Source organism: Cellulophaga sp. Hel_I_12 (assembly GCF_000799565.1).
Lineage (GTDB): Bacteria > Bacteroidota > Bacteroidia > Flavobacteriales > Flavobacteriaceae > Cellulophaga.
Map to the genome: position 1 here is coordinate 2,070,112 of NZ_JUHB01000001.1, position 19,615 is coordinate 2,089,726.

The following is a 19,615-nucleotide window of genomic DNA, read 5'->3' on the forward strand; positions in this document are numbered from 1 at the left end:
GAGGGAATTTTAAAGGATTAATGGGTAAAAATGCATATCGTTAAGCAAAAAAAAAGATTATTTTGAAGATAAAACTACTTATTAGAATTCTAAAAAAGATAAGCCTTTTAGGCTTACTAGTTTTAGCACTCCCCCTTTGGGGACAGGGGGGCATTTTCCCTGTTCAAATAATTCCGCAAGTAACGCCACCACCACCTATATACCTATCGAACTATGCTGATGCAAGTACCATTAACAGTCCGCTACGGGTACAATTAATACTCAACGACTTTAATATTCAAAGTAGAGCAGTACGACTAAAAACGTATTTTCAGGGCAGTGGACTTAATTTTCAGAGTACCGATTTAGTGACGGGAGCCACACCATTATTTTTAGAAGCGGGCGTACCCTTAATCTTAACGAATACCGAATTAGCCCCTTATTTTAGATTTGAAAACATCGCAGGTATTTCGCCAAATGTATATGGCAATGCTATTCCCGAAGGTACCTACCAATTTTGCTTTGAGGTTTTTGATGTCGCTACCGGCAACCGACTATCGAGTAAAACCTGTGTTACGACGGTAATTTTTAAAAACGAACCGCCTTTTTTAGTCACTCCACGTAATAGATCGAATGTTGCAGAAATAAACCCACAGTATATTGTTTTTCAGTGGACCCCACGAAGCATTAATGTTAGCAATGTGGAATATGAGCTCAGTCTTGTTGAAATCTGGGATACTCAAATAGACCCACAGGCTGCTTTTTTAAGTTCACCTCCTATTTACCAAACCACCACCAATGCCACGACCTACGTTTACGGACCTAGTGACCCGCTATTACTATCTGGAAAAAATTACGCCTGGCGTATTCAGGCCAAAGCGAAACAAGGTACCGAAGAAATAGGCCTCTTTAAAAATGAAGGCTATAGCGAAATATATTCGTTCAGCTATGCCACGGCTTGCGATTTACCAGAAGGTATCAACCACCAAGTAAAAGGCAGTACCATTGCCAATATCTTTTGGGAAGATTTCTCTAATGACGTTCCAGAATACACCATTAGATACCGGAAGGCTCCCTCCAACTCTCCCGAAGGTGGAGAGCAAGAGTGGTTTTATAATAAAACCACTTCAAATACCACCTCACTTTGGGGTTTAGCGGCAGGCACTAGGTATGAATATCAAATTCAGAAAAAATGTGCGGTGACCAAAAGCGATTGGAGTATCGCAAAGCAGTTTACCACCCATATTGCCGATAATGAGGCTAGTGTATACGAGTGTGGTATTACGCCCGATTTTAGTTTAAGCAATACAGAGAAATTAGCAAGTCTGACTAAAGGGGATACGTTTAAGGCAGGCGATTTTCCAGTAAAAGTACTGAGCACAAGTGGTAGTAACGGCAGGTTTACAGGTACAGGTTATGTAACCATCCCGTACTTAAATAGCATTCGCGTCAGTGTACAATTTACCAATGTACTAATTAATACCGACAAACAACTCGCCGAAGGTACGGTGGTTACCTATTATGATGAAAACTTAAGCAATATTTTAGATCTAGATGAGGCCATTGAAACGGTTGGGAATATTGGCGAAGCCGTTGGAGAACTCTTCGAAGGAAATAACGATCTCGATGAAATTCGTATTAATTGGGTGCTCGATCCTGAGAAGGACATTGAAATTAAAGATGGTATATTAGTTATTACCAATCCCGCCAACGGAGCTACAGAAACGAGTCCGCTTGGTGATGACAAAGTTATTGTTGATGCTGCAGGTAATGTATACCATGTAGACGCCGGTGGAAATGTTACGAAAGGCGGACAAATAGACCCTAGTGGCTCGGTAACTACAGGAAATATTACCGGTGTTTCAAAGCAAGGAGAACTAGAAGCCCTAACCGCAGAAGGCATTCAAGTACGTTTTGAAGATCAAGGTACCTATGGCTTTGATAAAATACCTTCAACTGCTAATGACCAATTAAAAAAAGAATACACCACCATCCCTGATGTTACAGGCAAGGAATATACTTTAGCACATATAGCCGTAGAAAAAGGAAATTCGATTAGCGTCACGGCTAAAGTAGACCTAGTGGCCAATTCGGCTTACCGTTTAGCTGACCTAAAATTTAAAACCAAAGCGGGTGAGTTGATCCCTGCAAAAATAAATGAACGTACTAATACGATTGACCTCAGCATAAAAGGCTATTACACCTTAGAAAGTGAAACTATTTATGCCGTAGTCAACTCCAAACAAGACAGCACCCAACAACTCACCGCTGGTGCATTTACCCTTTGGCATTTAACGGATAGAACAGTAAATGTGGTACTCGTTTCGGTAGATGGCGCGCCGCTACCCAATAGTACAACCATAGAGAATATTTTTAAAAAAGGGATTGTTAGTTTAACTATCGAAACGGCAGCCGCCGAGTTAGATGATAGTACCCTAGGCCTGGATAAGCGCCTAGAAATTGGCGATAGCCCATGGCTAACCGCCTACAACGCTGAACAAAAGGAGGTCATAACGCATTTAAAATCACAAATAGACTATGACAAAAGCAAGTACTATGTATTTGTATTCCCTAAATCTTTTGAAACTACAAAACCTATCGCAGGTTTTATGCCCTTACAACGTCAATTTGGTTTTGTATTTAGTGCTGATTTAAATGCCGGCGAAGAAAGTAAAAATAGCCTTGAAGGCGTAACCGCTCACGAATTAGGCCACGGTATTTTTGCCCTACAACATCCATTCACCCAATACGGCACAACAGAAGGCAGCACTAATTGGTTGATGGATTATGGCGAGGGTATAAAATTACCCCACACCCATTGGGCTCAAATGCATAACCCTGCCCTTAAGTTTTATGTGTTTCAAGATGAGGAGGATGGGGAGATAGGAAAAAAAATATGGTTTACACCAGATTGGGAACCATTTACTGTAGGCACATCTCATACTATTTTAACTATAAAATCAGAACACGTTAACGGTACTGTTTGGGGTTTTCAACTTGAAGATAAAGAAAAAACTCAATATAAGGCTACACTTAGAAGTGATGGAAAATACGAATATATAATATATCCAAATGATAACTCTTCCGCATTACCTATCTATCCTATTGAAAAGGTACAACTAAAAGAAAACGCTATCATTTATCTTTTTGATTCTAGTAGTGAATGTAATAAACGCTGGGAGACCAAATATAAAAAGGGACTTACAGGATTTGAAAATTATGCTTTACACGCTTCAAAGCCTTACGAATATCCTTGTGAAAATTGCGATAAAGGACAAGAATTTATTGCTAAATATAAAGAAATAAACGACCCTAAAATTCAAGGTGTAATAATTGAAATATCAAAACTAATATGTGCTCCAAACGCAGACCCTTCATTCATTGATGAATTAGAAAAAAGAGGCATAAGTAATATGTTTGGTTGGCAACAAATGGACTATTACGATGGATTTGGAGATATAAGTTTAGAGGCTTTTAAAAAGTTTAAAAAAGTCTACGAGCTTTACATTGCATACTTCAATGCTGCGAAAGAAATAGTCAAAACATCAGAAGATAGAAAAGCAATTATACAAATAGCATATAATCTTTCTGAAAGTCAACTTACTCTTTTGACCGTTCCTGAGCGCTTGGTCATGCTTAGATTGATGGCTACTGGTCCAATGCTCGGCTACTGGACCAGTTCAGATTATAATGTTGAAGCATTGGCGTTAAAGATCATTCGTTCAATTTCTTTCGAAGAAAGTGACGAATTTATTAATGGATTAGTCGATCAAACCTATTCTATTGATAACCAAGTCTTATACAAAGTTCTTTTCAAAAGGATCGATGATGCTCTTGAAGGTGAAAATTTTACACAGTTAATACTTTATTTAACCGATCTAACCTTACAAAGACATAATATAGACAAATCGGCTGCTAATAGTATTTCTGTAATTGAGGAAAAAGCTCAAGGACGCTTTGTTTGGGATGTTCAAAATGAAAGTTTTTTATGGATATTTAATCGTGTAAACGATAATAATAAAATTTTAATAAAACCAGGGTCAGGTGAAAGTCTGAATTTTAAACAAGGTTGTATTAAATATAATATTCAAGGGACAGGAGAATATGTCACATATGTTTGCAGTGAATATGAAATTGACATTGATTTAAATCCATTTGATTTAGTTTCTATTCAAATAATCAATGACATCACTTTTATCAAAGGAAGTGGAGCATGTGATAATTCAAATGTGGTTATTTGTGGCAAAGAAGTTATGGTTCCTGCTGCATTCTTAATCTTTTTAAACGGTAAAAAGAAAAGTGCCATTACTCAGAATATTGTTACCAATACTTTGACCGCTGCATCTATATATTTCTCTGGTGCTGAAATTTTGGCTGCAAAAGGTGCATTATCAATAGCAACGTATGCTGCTTATGCAGATTTATTCGTAACATTTACGGATCCCTACTTTTCTAGCCCTAATTTTAGATCCCATGCCTCAGAAACAGCTAAAACCATTTTTGATATAAACCAAGAACAGGCTGATGAAATTGCTGATGTACTTCAAATTACATGGACAATAGGGTTAACTGTAATGACTATTGATACTGCCAAAAAATTACCCGACCCAGATGAACATGTAAAAGCTTTAGCTACTTATAAGGCCTTAGTGAATAAAGTTGGAGAATTTGATGCAAAAAAAATGTTGTCTCCTGATCCAGTTTTAGCTAATAAAACTGCCGATGGATTTAAAAATGTTGAGAATGACTTTATTAAGCAAGGACGTGCTAATGAATTGGCTGAAGAAACGAAAAAGGCAGAAGATAATATAAATAAGTTTATAGGGAGAAACGCAAGTTTCAAATTAGGCAAAGTTACAAAAAGTTCAAAAGCTCTCATTATAGAAAATCTACCAGATCCTGCTGGACTTTTTAGACAATTTGCATTAAAAGTTGATGATCAAGTTAAGAATCTTAGGGCGGCAAATTTTGCAAAAAAAGCAGATGAAAGTTTTAATCACTATAGAGATATTACTGGCAAATACTACATTAAACACAATCCTAATACTGGAGAAGTTTTGTTGATTGATGTAATTGACAAAAAATACCTAGCGTATGCTATTGATGAAGTCTATGATTCGCAGAAATTTATTCAAAACGCCACGGAAAATGAATTTGAAAACTTACTAGCAAAATGGCAAACAATCAAAGGTCTTAATGAAATAGATGAGATTTTAGTCAGTGGCAAAAGCATTAAGTTTCCAAAAGATAAAATAACTCTTATTTTAGGCAAATATGAAATCTTAAACAATACTAATAAATATATAACAACAAAAGCGGTTTTAAAAGAACTTGGCTTAAATCATCTAAAATATTGGGAACTTTCAAAAGATTTATTACCAAGCACTCAAAGAATTCATATGCTCAATGTGCCTAAAAACACATACGTAAAAGATACTTGGTGGACGTCTTATAATGCACAGCTTATAGAGGATATAGCAAAAGATCCATCTAAATATAATGTAGTGATCTTAACAAATGTAGCTAATCCAAACTATACAGACGAATTGAAGGTTTTAGGAGGGGCTTATGAAAAAGAAATACTGGAATTAAGCAAGAATTTCCATTTTATTTCTAAAGATGATTTTTGGACCATAAAAACTAAATAGGTGAAAAAAATAGAACTAGAAAAATATTATCATTTAAAGAGTAAAAAAAGGTTGTCAAATAATGAGTTTTTTGAACTTAGTAAGTTGTCTTTTTTAAAAAGACAACACGATTTTGAAAAAATGATCATTCCTAATTTTGAAAATTTTGCTAAAAAATTTGATTTTGAATTAACCCATAGTTTTAAGGAGTTATCTCGTATAGTTTTAAAAAAGGAGGGTTTGGAAATTTTCTTTGTTGAGGAATATCAGCCTAGAGCTATTTACAACATAAATTTCAAATTCTCAATTGATGATAAGGAGATCAATTACAACTTATCTAATATAGTTTTTGAAAATGAAGACAATTTGCAATTAGAGTTAAACTGTTTTAAGGAAATAGATTTGGTAAAAGCATTGTTATTTATAGAAAAAAAAATTAAAAATAACCTAACACCTATTAATGTCAAGACTATACTTGATCAGTTTGAAGAAAAAATATAAATGATTAAAAAAATAAACAAAAAACGAACAAGTGAATTTATTAAAAGAACAGTAATATAAACATTGGAGGTTTTAACCTCCAATGTTTATCTGCAAAGTCTCCAAACTTGGCAGACAAACCAATATCATATCCTTTTATTACAGAAGAGTATGAGTATATAATGTAGTTAAATGAACGTAAAAAAAGTAAGCAAATCATTATATCCCAAATATTGGGCAGGTCGCATTCCTATCTACTTGTTTATGGGGATTATTCCTCTATTGACTGGGATAATGTATTTAAGCCTTTACTTCAGTACCGATGAAAGTTATTTCCAAGATTATAAATATGATTTAAGTGTAACAGAAATAGAATCGTCAATGTCAGAACCTCAATTTATTTTAGAAATCAAAACTATTGATAAAACAGTAAATGATAGGCTTGATTATGATGCTTGGCTTGATTTTTTAGACAACTATGGCAAGCCTGGACTGCGACAAAGGGTGTTAAATACCGAGAATTTAAAATACGCCTTTGACAGGATAAAAAAAGAATCTCCAGAATTGAAGTTCTTTTATAATAACGATAAAAAAAAGATAACTGGTTTAAAGTTTAATGGACATACAATAATATTTCATTACAACCATTTTTTGCTTGGGTTCATAATTACTTTAATAGGATTATTTATGATCATTGGATCACTTTATATGATTATCAAAGATCCTAATGAATGGTATAAAAAAATAACCTCCCGTTCCGCTAAGTCCCCCGACTTTGAGGACGACTAAGGTACAAACAAAGTCGAAAAACTAAAATAAACTAAAAAAATAGAAACAAAACAATTCCCCCTTACAAGGGGGTGCCCGCAGGGCGGGGGATGTAAAATGCTAAACACAACTAGTACGTAAAAATGAGTAGCAATTAATAAACATAACACCAACACCCCTATAGTCCCCTCAAGGGGACAAGTGTTAGTAGAAAAATATCGATGACAAAAAAACGCAACAACATAATACCCTATAACCCTAAGCTAAAAGCCTATGCTAGACAGTTGCGTACTAATAGCACCTTATCTGAAGTTTTACTTTGGCAAAAAATAAAAGGGAAAGCATTAGGGGTACAATTTCATAGGCAAGTACCCATCAATGAATTTATAGTAGATTTTTATTGTCATGAAATACAGCTCACTATAGAAATAGATGGCAGTAGCCACGACAACAAATATGATTATGATTGTAAACGCCAAAACGTTTTAGAAACAAAAGGCGTGCAATTTATACGCTTCACGAATAATGAAATAAACAAACAACTATTTAGTGTTTTACTAGCTCTAGAAGATAAAATAGTAGACTTAATGAACAGCAATCATAACCAACAATTATGACTAAAAAATACATATATACAATTTCACTACTGTGGAGCTTTCTGCTTAGCACAACAATACACGCTAAGCATTACACATCTCGTGCTGAGCGTCCTGTGCTAAGCGAAGCCAAAGTAAGTCGAAGCGTAGAATGGGGATTAAGGGGGATGTTATACACTGTTTCTACAACACCAACCGATTCGGTAAAAGTTAAAAAAACAAATACTAGCCAATTAACCTATTTACAGCAATTAAATAAGGTGTACTCGAGAAGTTCAGCTACTACGAGTACAGCCCTGCCTATAGGAAGTCCCACTTCGGCAAGCTCGGCGCACCGCCTCAAAGAAACAATTATTGATGTAAATAATTCCCCCTTAGAAACAGTAAAGAGGCATAGAACTTTTCCAAGCCTACAAGAAAATCAAAACTTGACTACCGGACAATCAGGTTTCAACTTCCCTTTAGCAACTAGAAAACCCGAATTTACGGAGAAATATATCGCAGCTAATTTCAGCAAAAACCCGAAAGTAGACACCTTAGTAGCTCAAGCCAAAAAAGCATTTGACCAACTAAAAAAATTAGGCAATTTTGTGGATATTATCACAGGTAAAGAACTACTAGAATTACCCGTAGGCTTGCGTAAAAAAGATTCTACCTCTCAAAATAGCGTAGAATTAGCGATTGTAGAAGTAAAATTCACCCCTCAATATGCCGAATTTAAAGCCTGGGGTAAACTAAGCATTCCACAAAAAGGGCCCAATGGAGAGCCACAACGAGAACTTTATTTTGGCGCAGAAGGCATTAAACTATCCCATGACGGGGCATTGTTGGGCGATATGAAATTGGTGTTGTTAGGCGATCAAGCGATTCCTATGCAAGGCGATAATTGGCTCTTGACCTTGAAAGGAGGTATCAATCTTGAAACAGGAGTTTTTGGTGACCAATCGTATATAGAATTCGACTGTGCGGGTCTAAAAGGTATTGGCTTAGAAGGTGACCTACGTATTTCGCGTCAGGTATTGCTGCCGATTACCAGTGGTGGTAATTACACCTGTGGCGATAAGATTGAGAATAAATACCTAAAAGATCAAGAAGGAGTGGTTAATAACAAATGTTATGTCGGGACCAGCTTTAGCGTTCAAGCCAATGGATGGAATGACATTCTACTGGAAGTAAGCTTACCCAAATTTGAAGTAGTGGGACTCAAAGGATGGGGCTTTAATGTACAGAGAGCTGTTCTCGATTTAAGTGATACCAAAAATGCTTCTGGTATTAAGTTTCCCGAAGAGTACAAATCTCTTTACAATAATGCGACCCGCAAGTTATGGCGCGGCTTTTATGCAAAAGAAATAAGTATTACGCTTCCGAAAGGTATTGAAAATACTAAAACTTCAGATGGTCGTGTACAATTTGGCGCAGAACATTTGATTATAGACAGCCAGGGCGTTTCAGGTACTTTTTATGGTGAAAATGTATTGAACAAAGGTGATGGTACGGCTGGAAAATGGGCGTTTTCAGTGAGCGATGTGAGCATAAGCTTAGCCATGAACGCTGTTACAGGTGGCGCTATGGCCGGTGAAATTGCTGTTCCTATCTTAAAGGAGGCTATGGAGTATGAAGGCTATATAGCGGCTACTGGTTGGGGACTAGAAGTTGGCAGAAAAAGTAATTATCAAGCACCAGTATTTTTAGGTGAGATTTTCCTAGAACGCAATTCAAAAATAGGGATTGATGTCAAGGATGGTAATGTGTACCCGTTTGCGCACTTGACAGGACAATTATCTGTAGTTGGTAAAATCAACCAAAAAGAAGGTGAAGAACCACCTACACCCGAAGACATAGCAAACGATACTAAAGGTTTTTCTTTCCCAGGAATTGTTTTTGAAGAACTTGCCTTAGAAACCGAACCCGGCAAAAAGCCGATTAGCGCAAAATCATTTGGTTTTACGGGGGATATGAAATTAATGGGTTTCCCTGCATCAGTATCTAAATTAGCTTTAGTAACTCCGGCTAATGAACTGGGTTTATCATTCGATTTAAGCATAAACCTTGATGGAGATGGCTCGCACGCGACGACGAGCATGAATATTATCGGAAAACTTGACGAGGGTGCTAAAATTCAAGAATGGAAATTTAAAAGTGTAAAAATTGAAGGTATTGAAATAGACTACAAAAAAAGTGGTATAGCACTTAAAGGGAGTTTAGAAATCATGGAAGACCATAGTTGGTATGGTGATGGATTTAGAGGTGATTTAACAGCCACTATAAAAGACCTTGATTTTACAGCCAAAGGAAAAGCAATATTCGGAAATAAAGATTTTAGGTATTGGAATATAGACATATGGACTGAGGATAACACTTCACCTCAGAAAAACAAACTACTCATCACTGCTTTTGCAGGTGGTATTTCTTATAAGATGAAAAAATCTAGAGGAAATAATGATGGTTTTTCTCCTTCATCTGCAGTATACCGTCCTAATATAGACTATGGTTTGGGGGTCAGAGCTGGAGTCGCTATAAGTGCTCAGAACAAAAGTGCCTTTAACGGTCGAGCCTATTTAGATATGGAATTCAACACCCATGGCGGACTCAACCGCATTGGATTTACGGGGCAAGGCACCTTTATGAGCGATTATGAAAGTGGCTTTTCAAGTGGTACCGAAGGAATGGGCGCTTTAGAAAAAACACTTGAAAAAGTAGAAGGTTTTATTGAAAAAAACGAAGCTAAAATTGCTAAACTAATGAAAGATGGCAATTATATGGAAGTTGCTCAAGAGGCCATTCCACAATCTGATGTCGCCGATAAAGGAAGCATTGGGGTGTATGTTGGAATTGAAAAAGATTTTGTAAACAACACCTTTGATGGAGAGTTCGAGTTGTATCTTGACCTAGAAGGTATCCGCGGTGGCGGTGCTAATAATTTAGCAGGTTATGCAAAAATGCATACCAGCCCTGAAGATTGGTACATCTACATAGGCACACCTCAACAACGAATTTCACTGGTATTTTCAATCCAAGCTTTCGAAGTAGAAGTGGGTGGATATTTTATGACAGGCACCAAACTACCTTCACAATTAGATCCGCACCCGCAAGTAGTGAAAATATTAGGTAGCGATATGCTCAATAATAATCGGCGAGAAAACCAGTTGCAGGCGGCTAAGGGTTTTGCCTTCGGACTTAATTTTATCTATCGCCAAAATTACAGCTTCGCTATATTTTATGCTTCATTAGAAGCGGGTGCCGGTTTTGACGTCATGCATGCCTATTATCCCGATGCGAAGTGCGTTGGCAGACCAGGACCCATTGGTAACGATGGTTGGTATTCTATGGGGCAAGTCTACGCTTACCTCTATGGAGAATTTGGCGTGCAAGTAAACTTAGTATTCATAAAAGGAAAGTTTCAAATTGCGGAGGCAGGTGTGGCTGCAATGTTGAGAGGTCAATTTCCTAATCCTTTATACATACAGGGCTATGTGGGCATGTATTACAATATTTTAGGAGGGCTCGTTTCTGGACGTATGCGCCTAAAGGTAGAAATGGGCGAAGAATGTGAATTGGAAAACATCAATAATGCCGTCGGTGTACCGATGATTTCTGATGTGACCCCAGCCGATAAAAGTGATGATGTTTCTGTTTTTGCAGCACCACAAGCTGTATTTAATTATGCCGCGAACCAAAGTTTTGATGTAGAATTAGATGAAGGAAAACGTACTTTCAAATTACAATTGAAAAACTTTACCGCCACATCGGAAGGAAAAACCTTAGCGGGAGCATTAGAATGGAATGATACGAATGATGCGGTAACCTTTAAACCTGCTGAAACATTACCTTCTGAAAAGGAAATACAACTTGTCGTTGAAGTTAGTTTTGACGAAAAAATAGGTGGTAATTTTCAAACCATGGTCGAAAATGGAAAGCCTGTTGTTGAGAAAAAAGAAGTTGTTTTTATAACAGATAAAGCACCTGATCATATTCCGCTAGAAAATATCGTGTACATGTATCCTGTTTTAGAACAGCAAAGCTTTTATCCTGAAGAGTTTGATAAAGGCTATGTAAAAATGAAAACACCTCAGCATTATCTCTTTGAAAGTGGGTATGAAATGCGGGCAGAATTTGCTAATATCAACACGGGGCTAGCCATTCGCTCTAATTTATCCTATGATCGTAGTAAAGCAACTATTTTTTATGAGGTTCCTGATATGATGTTAAATGTGCCTTACACCTTAAATTTAATTGCGTTTCCTCCAGGTACTGAAATACAACAAGAAGTAACTATTGTAAAAGAAGATGTATTTACCGATGCCGAAAGTGGCGATACCAATTGGTTCGATGTTGCTTCAAATACACAAAATAAAGAAACCGTAAATACCTCTGGGTCTGCTGTAGTTGCCAGCAAGAAAGCAAATAATGTGATTCTGGCTAACGGAGCACCGAAATCTATTTTAGCGTACAGCTTTAAAACTAGTAAACACGAATCTTTTAAGGATAAAATCCGTGACCTATCGGTAGTTGATAATTTAACCAACTTTATATATGCCGATGTTCATTCGCTTTCTATAAAAGTGGCAGATTATGAATACCTAGACAAGCTAGAAGTACTAGGTGGTAAATATACCGAATCAATCCCTTTGGTGTATGCACAGGCTATTTTAGATGACCAATATTATAAGCGAATAATTTATCCCTTACTGTACGAAAATTATCCTTTAGATGGAGATATTCGTGTTAACCGAGAGGAAGAATTGTTAGGTATTCCTCCAATACGTTCTTTTTACGTGGGCAATGAATATTTGGCTAATTTAGAGAACAATCCAAATTCCCCTTGGGTGAAAAATAGGATTCCCTTTGTTTATAATATGCCTTACCAGTATAAATCAGATATGGTGTATTTAAGAAATAGAATTGTAAATCGATACAATAGTACACAAGGCGATCCTGTAAAATATGAAGCCTATAAATACCTATTACAGAGTTCGTTCCCGCCTTTGCCTTTAGGTAGTTTTAAAGCACAATTAATCTATAGAACACCGGGTAATTTATATCAAAAGGGCTACGAGCTTAAATATAAGAATGATTAGCCCCCTAACCCCCAAAGGGGAATTATTGCGCAAACAATTCCCACTTATAAGGGGTTGCCCGCAGGGCGGGGGATGTTTTGAATGTTGAAACAAACGCAAAGCGGTAAGCGGTAAGCGGTAAGCGGTAAGCGGTAAGCGGTAAGTAAGAAAAAATAAAAAAATAATGAAATACAGTATCATCATCTTATTAGTATTTACAAGCTTTTTAAAAGCTCAGGAGACTAGGCCTACCGTTCAAGTTCTTGCGCGTTCTTTGCCGAATAAGGTATTGTTACGTTGGGCAGTAGATCAGCCCTTGGCATGGAAAAAAGCAAATGAATACGGGTTTTTAATTGAAAAAAGTACTATTTCTCGCAATGGACAGGCCGTCATCCCCATTCAAAAAGAACAACTCATACAAAGCCCCTTACAACCAAAGCCTTTGAGAGATTGGGAAGCACTTGCTACACGTGATCAAAATGCCGCTGTATTAGCCCAAGCTTTATATGGAGATACCTTTGAAACCGATGCCCCGAGTGATGCTCTAGGGAAAATATATGCTATAAATGATGAACTAGAGCAACGCTTTACATTTGGACTTTTAGCCGCTGAGCAAAATTTTGAAGCAGCAAAATTAGCTGCTTGGGCTTTTGAAGATATTAACGTCATTAAAGGGGAACAATATGTGTATAAAATTTCGGTTGCCGTTCCTTTGGAGGATACTTTAGAAATTACGGCAGGTACCGTATTTGCTGGACCTGATTTATATGAAGAATTACCACAACCAATAGGGCTAGCTGCCGTTTTCGGAGATGGTAATGTACTATTAAGTTGGAACTTTAATTTACTTCAAGGGCTTTATACAAGTTACACCATAGAACGTTCTTCCGATAATCAAACCTATGACCCACTTAATGCTGTACCCCTATTCAACGCACAAGAAAATGATGGTCAGAGCGAAATTTCTCTATATTACACCGATTCTATCCCCAATAATACGGACTTCTATTATCGTATTAAAGGTTTAACTGCTTTCGGGGAAACAGGCCCATCAACAGCACCCCTAAGTGGTAAGGCCGAAAAAAGTTTGGGCTTTGTACCGCGCATTTATAAAAAAGAAATCCCAACAGACGATTCTGCCATCTTGTATTGGGAATTTGACGAAAAAGGAAATGATTTGATCAATGGCTTTGAAATCCGACGCGCTAATTCGGATAAAGGCACTTATGAAACAGTACAAAATAATATTCCAATAACACAACGACAAGTCACAATAAAGAATTTAAAACGCGTGAATTATTTTACCGTTGTAGCCCTAGGTAAAAATGGAGTAGCCAGTGAATCCTTTGCCACTTTAGTGCAACCTGTAGATTCTATTCCACCTTCACCGCCTACAGGCTTAGAAGCAGTTTTAGACACCATGGGGATCTTAAAATTAAGTTGGACTAAAAATACTGAGGAAGATGTAGCAGGCTATAGAATATTTAAAAGCAATAACCCTGAAGTAGAATTTAGTGAAGTCACAAAAACCACCTTTACAGGGGGAACTTTTGTAGATACTATCCCTATAAAAAACCTAAATGAAAAAGTTTATTTTAAACTAAAAGCAGAAGATTATAGGTATAACCGCTCTGACTTTTCTGAGATTTTAATAGTAGATAAACCTGATGTTACGCCGCCTTCTCCTCCCCTTTTTAAAAATTATAAAGTAACTAGCGAAGGTGTGGAGCTACAATGGATCAATAGTACTAGTACAGATGTTATAGCACATATTTTATATAGAAAAAATAATACTATGTCTGATAGACAATGGGAAGAAATTAGCGTTTTTACAAGTATTGTAGATAGTATCTACGTGGATAAAAGTATCATTGCGGCCGGAAATTATGACTATACCATGATAGCCAAGGACAAAGTAGGATTAGAAAGTACTCCAACAGACCCACTCAGTATTACCTGGAACGGATTAAACATAAATGAAGATGCTATCAAGCTTTCAGGCACGGTAAATCGTGAGTTGCGTTTTATTAATTTATCATGGAAAATAAAAGATGTGAGCGTTGTAGAATATCGTTTGTATCGGGGCACCGCTGCCAACGACTTGAAATTATACAAAACCTTCAACGGAGATACCACTAGTTTTAACGATACCACTTTAGACATCAATAGTGACTATTGGTATGGCTTGCAGTTAGTATTATCCAATGGAAGAATCTCAGGGATAAAGGGGATTAATTTAAAATATTAGGTTATGAGGAACGATGGACTTTTTACAATAGTTTTCTGTTTTTTGGGCTTTTCTTTATTTTCACAAACATACTCGATTGATGAAATAAGTTTTTTTAACAATCCAGGATGTGGGCAAACGACTACCAATTACATTATAAATTTTAGATTTAGTGCCAATTTCAGTAATGGAAATATCACTGGTTATACTGTTATTGATACGGGAACTGCAACATTTGATGGAGTACAACAATGTGATTATGATAATACTCGCGATGAATATTTAAATACTTCCGAGGCTATTTGTGCAATTTTTACAGAGTCCAATTCGCATTGCTGTGATGATGAAACAGTTAATTTTAGAATTGTTCCTAATTTGACAATTACGACTCCAAACACTCAAACACCAAATTCTACTTTTACTTTAAATGCAACTGCCGGATTTAATCCTTTAATCTACAATTGGCAATATTTTGATCCTTTTACAGGGATTTGGACAGATCTTCGAGCAGCCTTTCTAGGACAAAGTAGTTTTACTTTCACACTTCCTGAACTTTTTCAAGGCACTGGCAGGGATTATAGAGATTATTTGAATTTATTTTTGGACTTCAGAATCGGATTATGCAATGGTTGGGTATCTGATGAAACAATTCAGTTGCAATTTGTAGAACCATCTCCTGAATGGCAAAACACCACAAAATCAGATGCCACATGTAATGGGGATAATGACGGTAGCGTAACCTTAACTTTTGATAGAAATGTTGATATTGCTGGTGGCTTTGAGATGCGGTATTTTTTATATGAAGGAGACCCCGCAACCTTTCCACAAACACGCTTAACAGATGTTAACCAACCTATTCTAACAGGTATTCAAGTGGTAGCAGACCCTTTCATTACACTTAATACTAGTTTTGAAGGAAGCTATTCAGGACTTGGCGAAGGTGAATATTTTATTGTTTATCAAGAAGTAAAATATGATCGTGATCCATCAAATGGCACAGATCCTCCTATCGTTAAAAGTGGCAAAATAACACCCCAGTTCACTATCAGTCAACCTACCCCAATAACCCTTAACACTTCTAGTCCCAACTTTTTTACCCAAGCTAATTGTGGTAATCCAGCTATTTTTCAATTAAATGGCACAGCAACAGGAGGTAATAATCTAAATGCGAGTGGTACGTTTGGGTACGAATATAGTTTAAATGCTGGACTAAATTGGCTTCCTGTGACGGGTACAAATAATGTATTGGAAATACCTGCTACCACCAATACACAATCGGTTCAAGTTCGTGGAGTTTATAATGTAAACAATGAAATTTGTGTTGGGCAAAACTATACATATCCCATTTCAGCGATTGTAAACCCCATTGTAATTATAAACCCTACAAAGGTAAATACCTCAACAGCATCTGCCGTTGACGGAAGTGTACGTATAGAATTTTCTGGAGGTACTCCTAATTACACTTACGAATTAAATAGTAGTACATCCATCCCAAACCCTACTCCTTTAATAACTTCACTACCTAGTGGAGATATTGTTGTTACTTATAACGATTTACCTGCCGACACTTATCGAATTACGGTTACAGATGGCAGTGGCTGCCCACAAACATCACCCGATTTAGTCGTAGGCACAGATCCTATACCCACTTTAGGAACACCTATAGTAACTCAAATTTCTTGTACTGGTCCTGCTGGTCGTATTTCAGTACCTGTTGCTGGGTTTGACACGAGTTACCGCTACCAATGGAGTATCAATGGAACTTTAAGTGCTATAACAACCAGCAGTTCGGAAAATCTTGAATTAAATAATATTAACACTGGTGGAGAATACATTTTAAGAGTCTCCAGTGCACGAGTTTCAGTTCCAGATTTTGATAACGATACCAATGTAGCAATTGCGCCTATTACTATGGCTGTTCCTTCTGTAGTAACGATAGATAGTGCTACACCAAATGATGCAGGTTGCCATGGCGGTAATGACGGAAATATCATATTGACACTTTCTGGTGGTACTACCTATGAATACGCTTTAGGAAATAGTCCAACTACTTGGCTGCCATTAACAGCAAACACCATAACAGGATTAGCTGTAGGCACCTACAGTGTAACGGTTCGTAATCAAAATAACTGTGAATCTCAAACAAGAACAAATATTATTATTGGGGAACCAGGCCCAATTATTATTGAAGAGATCCCAAATAGCCGACAAGATGTAAGCGTAAATGGTGGAAATGATGGTGCTATTTCTATCGCTGTAACGGGGGGTATTACTCCTTATACCTATAGCTGGTCGGGCCCTAACGGATTTATAGCAACCCAACAAAACCCATCTGGCTTAAGTACAGGGAATTATAGTCTTACGGTTACTGATGCCAATAATTGCCAACAAAATTTTGGTCCCATTTTCATCAATGAACCTGGTCCTTTGGGTATTGTAAACTTAATACCTACATCAGTATTGTGCAGAACTACTGCTACAGGGAGTATTACAGCAGCAGTAAATGGAACACCGCCCTTACAATTTGTTTGGACCAAAAATGGAGACCCTAGTTTTAACGCACCCAACCAAGCAAGCATAGCAGGATTAACAGCAGGCACATATACCTTAAGTTTAACGGATGCTTCTGGAGACCCAGCCGTGACAAGTACTATTTTTGTTGATGAACCTTTAGAGTTTTTAGGAGCCACAGCAACACCTACTGTGACGTCCTGCGCTTCGCTAAATGATGGCGAAATTAACATTAGTACTACTGGTGGCACAGCTCCTTATCGCTATAGTTTAAACGGCTCAGCGACACAAAACAGTACTAACTTTAATGCGCTCGCTCCTGGAGTTTATACCGTCACGGTCTTTGATGCCAATAATTGTGAATTTATCATCAATCCTATAACTGTAAATAGTGCCACTGCTATCGCTATTACGACAGATGTAGTCCTAAATATATCAGAGTCTGGCCAATCTGATGGTGCCATTAGCACCTCAATTACTGGTGGAACATTACCCTACAGTTTTAGTTGGTCTGGTCCTAATGGATTTACGGCCACCACGAAAGATATCACCAATCTCGCCGAAGGTATTCATATTTTAAGGGTTACCGACGCCAATAATTGTTCTGCTTCTCAAGCTTTTAATATTACCGAACCTAGTGAGCTCACTGTTACTGCTTCGCAAAGTTTATTTTTAGATTGTACTTATGATGATTATGCCGAAATTGTAGTAACGGTGACCGGAGGAATCCCCAATTATAGTTACCAATGGTTTCAAATTGAGAATGGATCTACTAATCAACTTAATGAAACTTCAACTATTTTAGCCAATTTAAGTGTCGGTAGTTATTTTGTGATGGTCACTGATGCGAATAACGTTTCTAGAACGTCAAATACGATATCAGTTACAGAACCCGACATTTTAAATGCAGCAGTACTTAATAAAGTTGATGTGCTTTGTAGCGGAGAAAGTACAGGAAGTATTCAAATTGCAGTTTCTGGCGGTACTTCACCCTATACGTTTTATTGGAATGGAGACCTAAGCACGCAAAACCTGGACAATGTAGCTGCAGGAGATTATTTTCTAGAAGTTATAGATGCTAATGGTTGTTCTGATGATCTAGTAATCACTGTAGCATCGCCAACCGATCCTTTACGTATTCAAGATGCCACGGTTATTAATGCTTCTGACTATCAAGTTACGGATGGCAGCCTAAGTATCGCAGTCGCTGGTGGCGTTCCTGACTATAGTTTTGAATGGACGCGTAGTTCTGATAATACCGTCATCAGCAATCAATCTAGTATTAGTAATTTAGCGGCAGGCTTTTATGAAGTATTGATCACCGATACGAACACTTGTGCTATCCGTCAAACCTATGAAATTACGCAACCTGATACCATAGAAGAAACCATAACCAACCCCACTTGTGCTGGTTTAGCCGATGGGAGTATAAGTTTACTAGTGAATAGAGGTAATGGCAATTTTACCTATAGTTGGTCTACGGGAGCAACCACAAATAGTATCACTAATTTAGCTGCTGGAACTTATACGGTGACCATTACAGGTTTTGATACTCCTGAAACGCGCACCTATACCATTGAAGAACCGCTACCCATTTTGGTAGATTTAGGTGGAGATAGAGTTCTTTGTAAAGGACAGAATTTAGAACTAGACGCCACCGTCGAAAATAGTAACGCAATATATACCTGGATCTCCGATACTGGTTTTTCTAGTTCAAGCCCAATAGTCACAGTTTCAGAAAAAGGAAATTACACTGTATCCGTAAGCAGCAATGGCAACTGTACCCAAACTAGCACTATTTATATAGATATAAGCGATCAAGAAATAAGTGCTGAATTTGCTGCTTCTTCTCAAGTATATGCAGGAGAAACACTCGTTTTAGTAGATATAAGTTTTCCAATTCCTGATAGTATGGAATGGATTATTCCTTCCTCAGCACAAATTTTAAAGCAAGATAAAGACGAAGCAGAAATAGTCTTTGCGACGCCTGGTGAATACGAAGTCGGTATTATTACCCAACGTGGTTCGTGTACCGAAATGCAAATTAAGAAAATAATGGTTTTGGCAAAAGATCCTACAGTCACCGAAGAAGATACCCAAGGCGGAAAAAAGTTAGTGGAAAATTTTATTATTTATCCAAATCCTACCAGTGGAGAATTTACGGCACAAGTAGACCTTACGGATAGAGGCAATATTAGCATTAAAGTATTCAGTTTTACAAACAATATGCTTATTGCTAGTGAAAAAGCAAGAGGAGAATCTTCCTATACTATTCCCTTTAATATCGCTAACATGCCCGCTGGGGTCTATGCTGTTGTTTTAGAAACTCCTTATGGATCAACCCTACGGAAAATTATTGTGAGGTAGAAA

General features: G+C 37.2%; 7 protein-coding genes. All 7 read left to right on the forward strand.

Annotated elements, in window-relative coordinates; genetic code table 11:
- Positions 1–62: 62 nt before the first annotated feature.
- The 7 genes from GQ45_RS09200 (at position 63) to GQ45_RS09230 (ending at position 19,612) form a co-directional block, all read left to right on the forward strand.
- Complete coding sequence (locus tag GQ45_RS09200) at positions 63–5,627, forward strand: fibronectin type III domain-containing protein (RefSeq protein ID WP_047417035.1); 5,565 nt, start codon at positions 63–65, stop codon at positions 5,625–5,627.
- Complete coding sequence (locus tag GQ45_RS09205; RefSeq protein WP_047417037.1) at positions 5,628–6,107, forward strand: hypothetical protein; 480 nt, start codon at positions 5,628–5,630, stop codon at positions 6,105–6,107.
- Positions 6,108–6,278: 171 nt separating this feature from the next.
- Positions 6,279–6,875 (forward strand): hypothetical protein, encoded by a 597-nt coding sequence (locus GQ45_RS09210; RefSeq protein ID WP_047417038.1) that lies wholly within the window; start codon positions 6,279–6,281, stop codon positions 6,873–6,875.
- Positions 6,876–7,075: 200 nt separating this feature from the next.
- Entirely contained in the window at positions 7,076–7,471 is a 396-nt protein-coding gene (locus GQ45_RS09215) for an endonuclease domain-containing protein (RefSeq protein ID WP_047417040.1), read from the forward strand.
- Positions 7,468–12,528: a hypothetical protein gene (locus GQ45_RS09220; RefSeq protein ID WP_047417041.1), complete on the forward strand. Its 5,061-nt coding sequence runs from the start codon at positions 7,468–7,470 to the stop codon at positions 12,526–12,528. The genes GQ45_RS09215 and GQ45_RS09220 overlap by 4 nt, the downstream gene beginning before the upstream one ends.
- 163 nt (positions 12,529–12,691) lie before the next feature.
- Positions 12,692–14,755, forward strand: a complete 2,064-nt coding sequence (locus tag GQ45_RS09225; RefSeq protein ID WP_156125393.1) for a fibronectin type III domain-containing protein — start codon at positions 12,692–12,694, stop codon at positions 14,753–14,755.
- A 3-nt stretch (positions 14,756–14,758) separates the two neighbouring features.
- Positions 14,759–19,612, forward strand: a complete 4,854-nt coding sequence (locus tag GQ45_RS09230; RefSeq protein WP_081980909.1) for a T9SS type A sorting domain-containing protein — start codon at positions 14,759–14,761, stop codon at positions 19,610–19,612.
- Positions 19,613–19,615 lie beyond the last annotated feature (3 nt).

Coding starts and splice junctions, on each gene's coding strand:
- GQ45_RS09230 (WP_081980909.1), top strand. CDS start 14,759: ATGAGGAACGATGGACTTTTTACAATAGTTTTCTGTTTTTTGGGCTTT.
- GQ45_RS09225 (WP_156125393.1), top strand. CDS start 12,692: ATGAAATACAGTATCATCATCTTATTAGTATTTACAAGCTTTTTAAAA.
- GQ45_RS09220 (WP_047417041.1), top strand. CDS start 7,468: ATGACTAAAAAATACATATATACAATTTCACTACTGTGGAGCTTTCTG.
- GQ45_RS09210 (WP_047417038.1), top strand. CDS start 6,279: ATGAACGTAAAAAAAGTAAGCAAATCATTATATCCCAAATATTGGGCA.
- GQ45_RS09215 (WP_047417040.1), top strand. CDS start 7,076: ATGACAAAAAAACGCAACAACATAATACCCTATAACCCTAAGCTAAAA.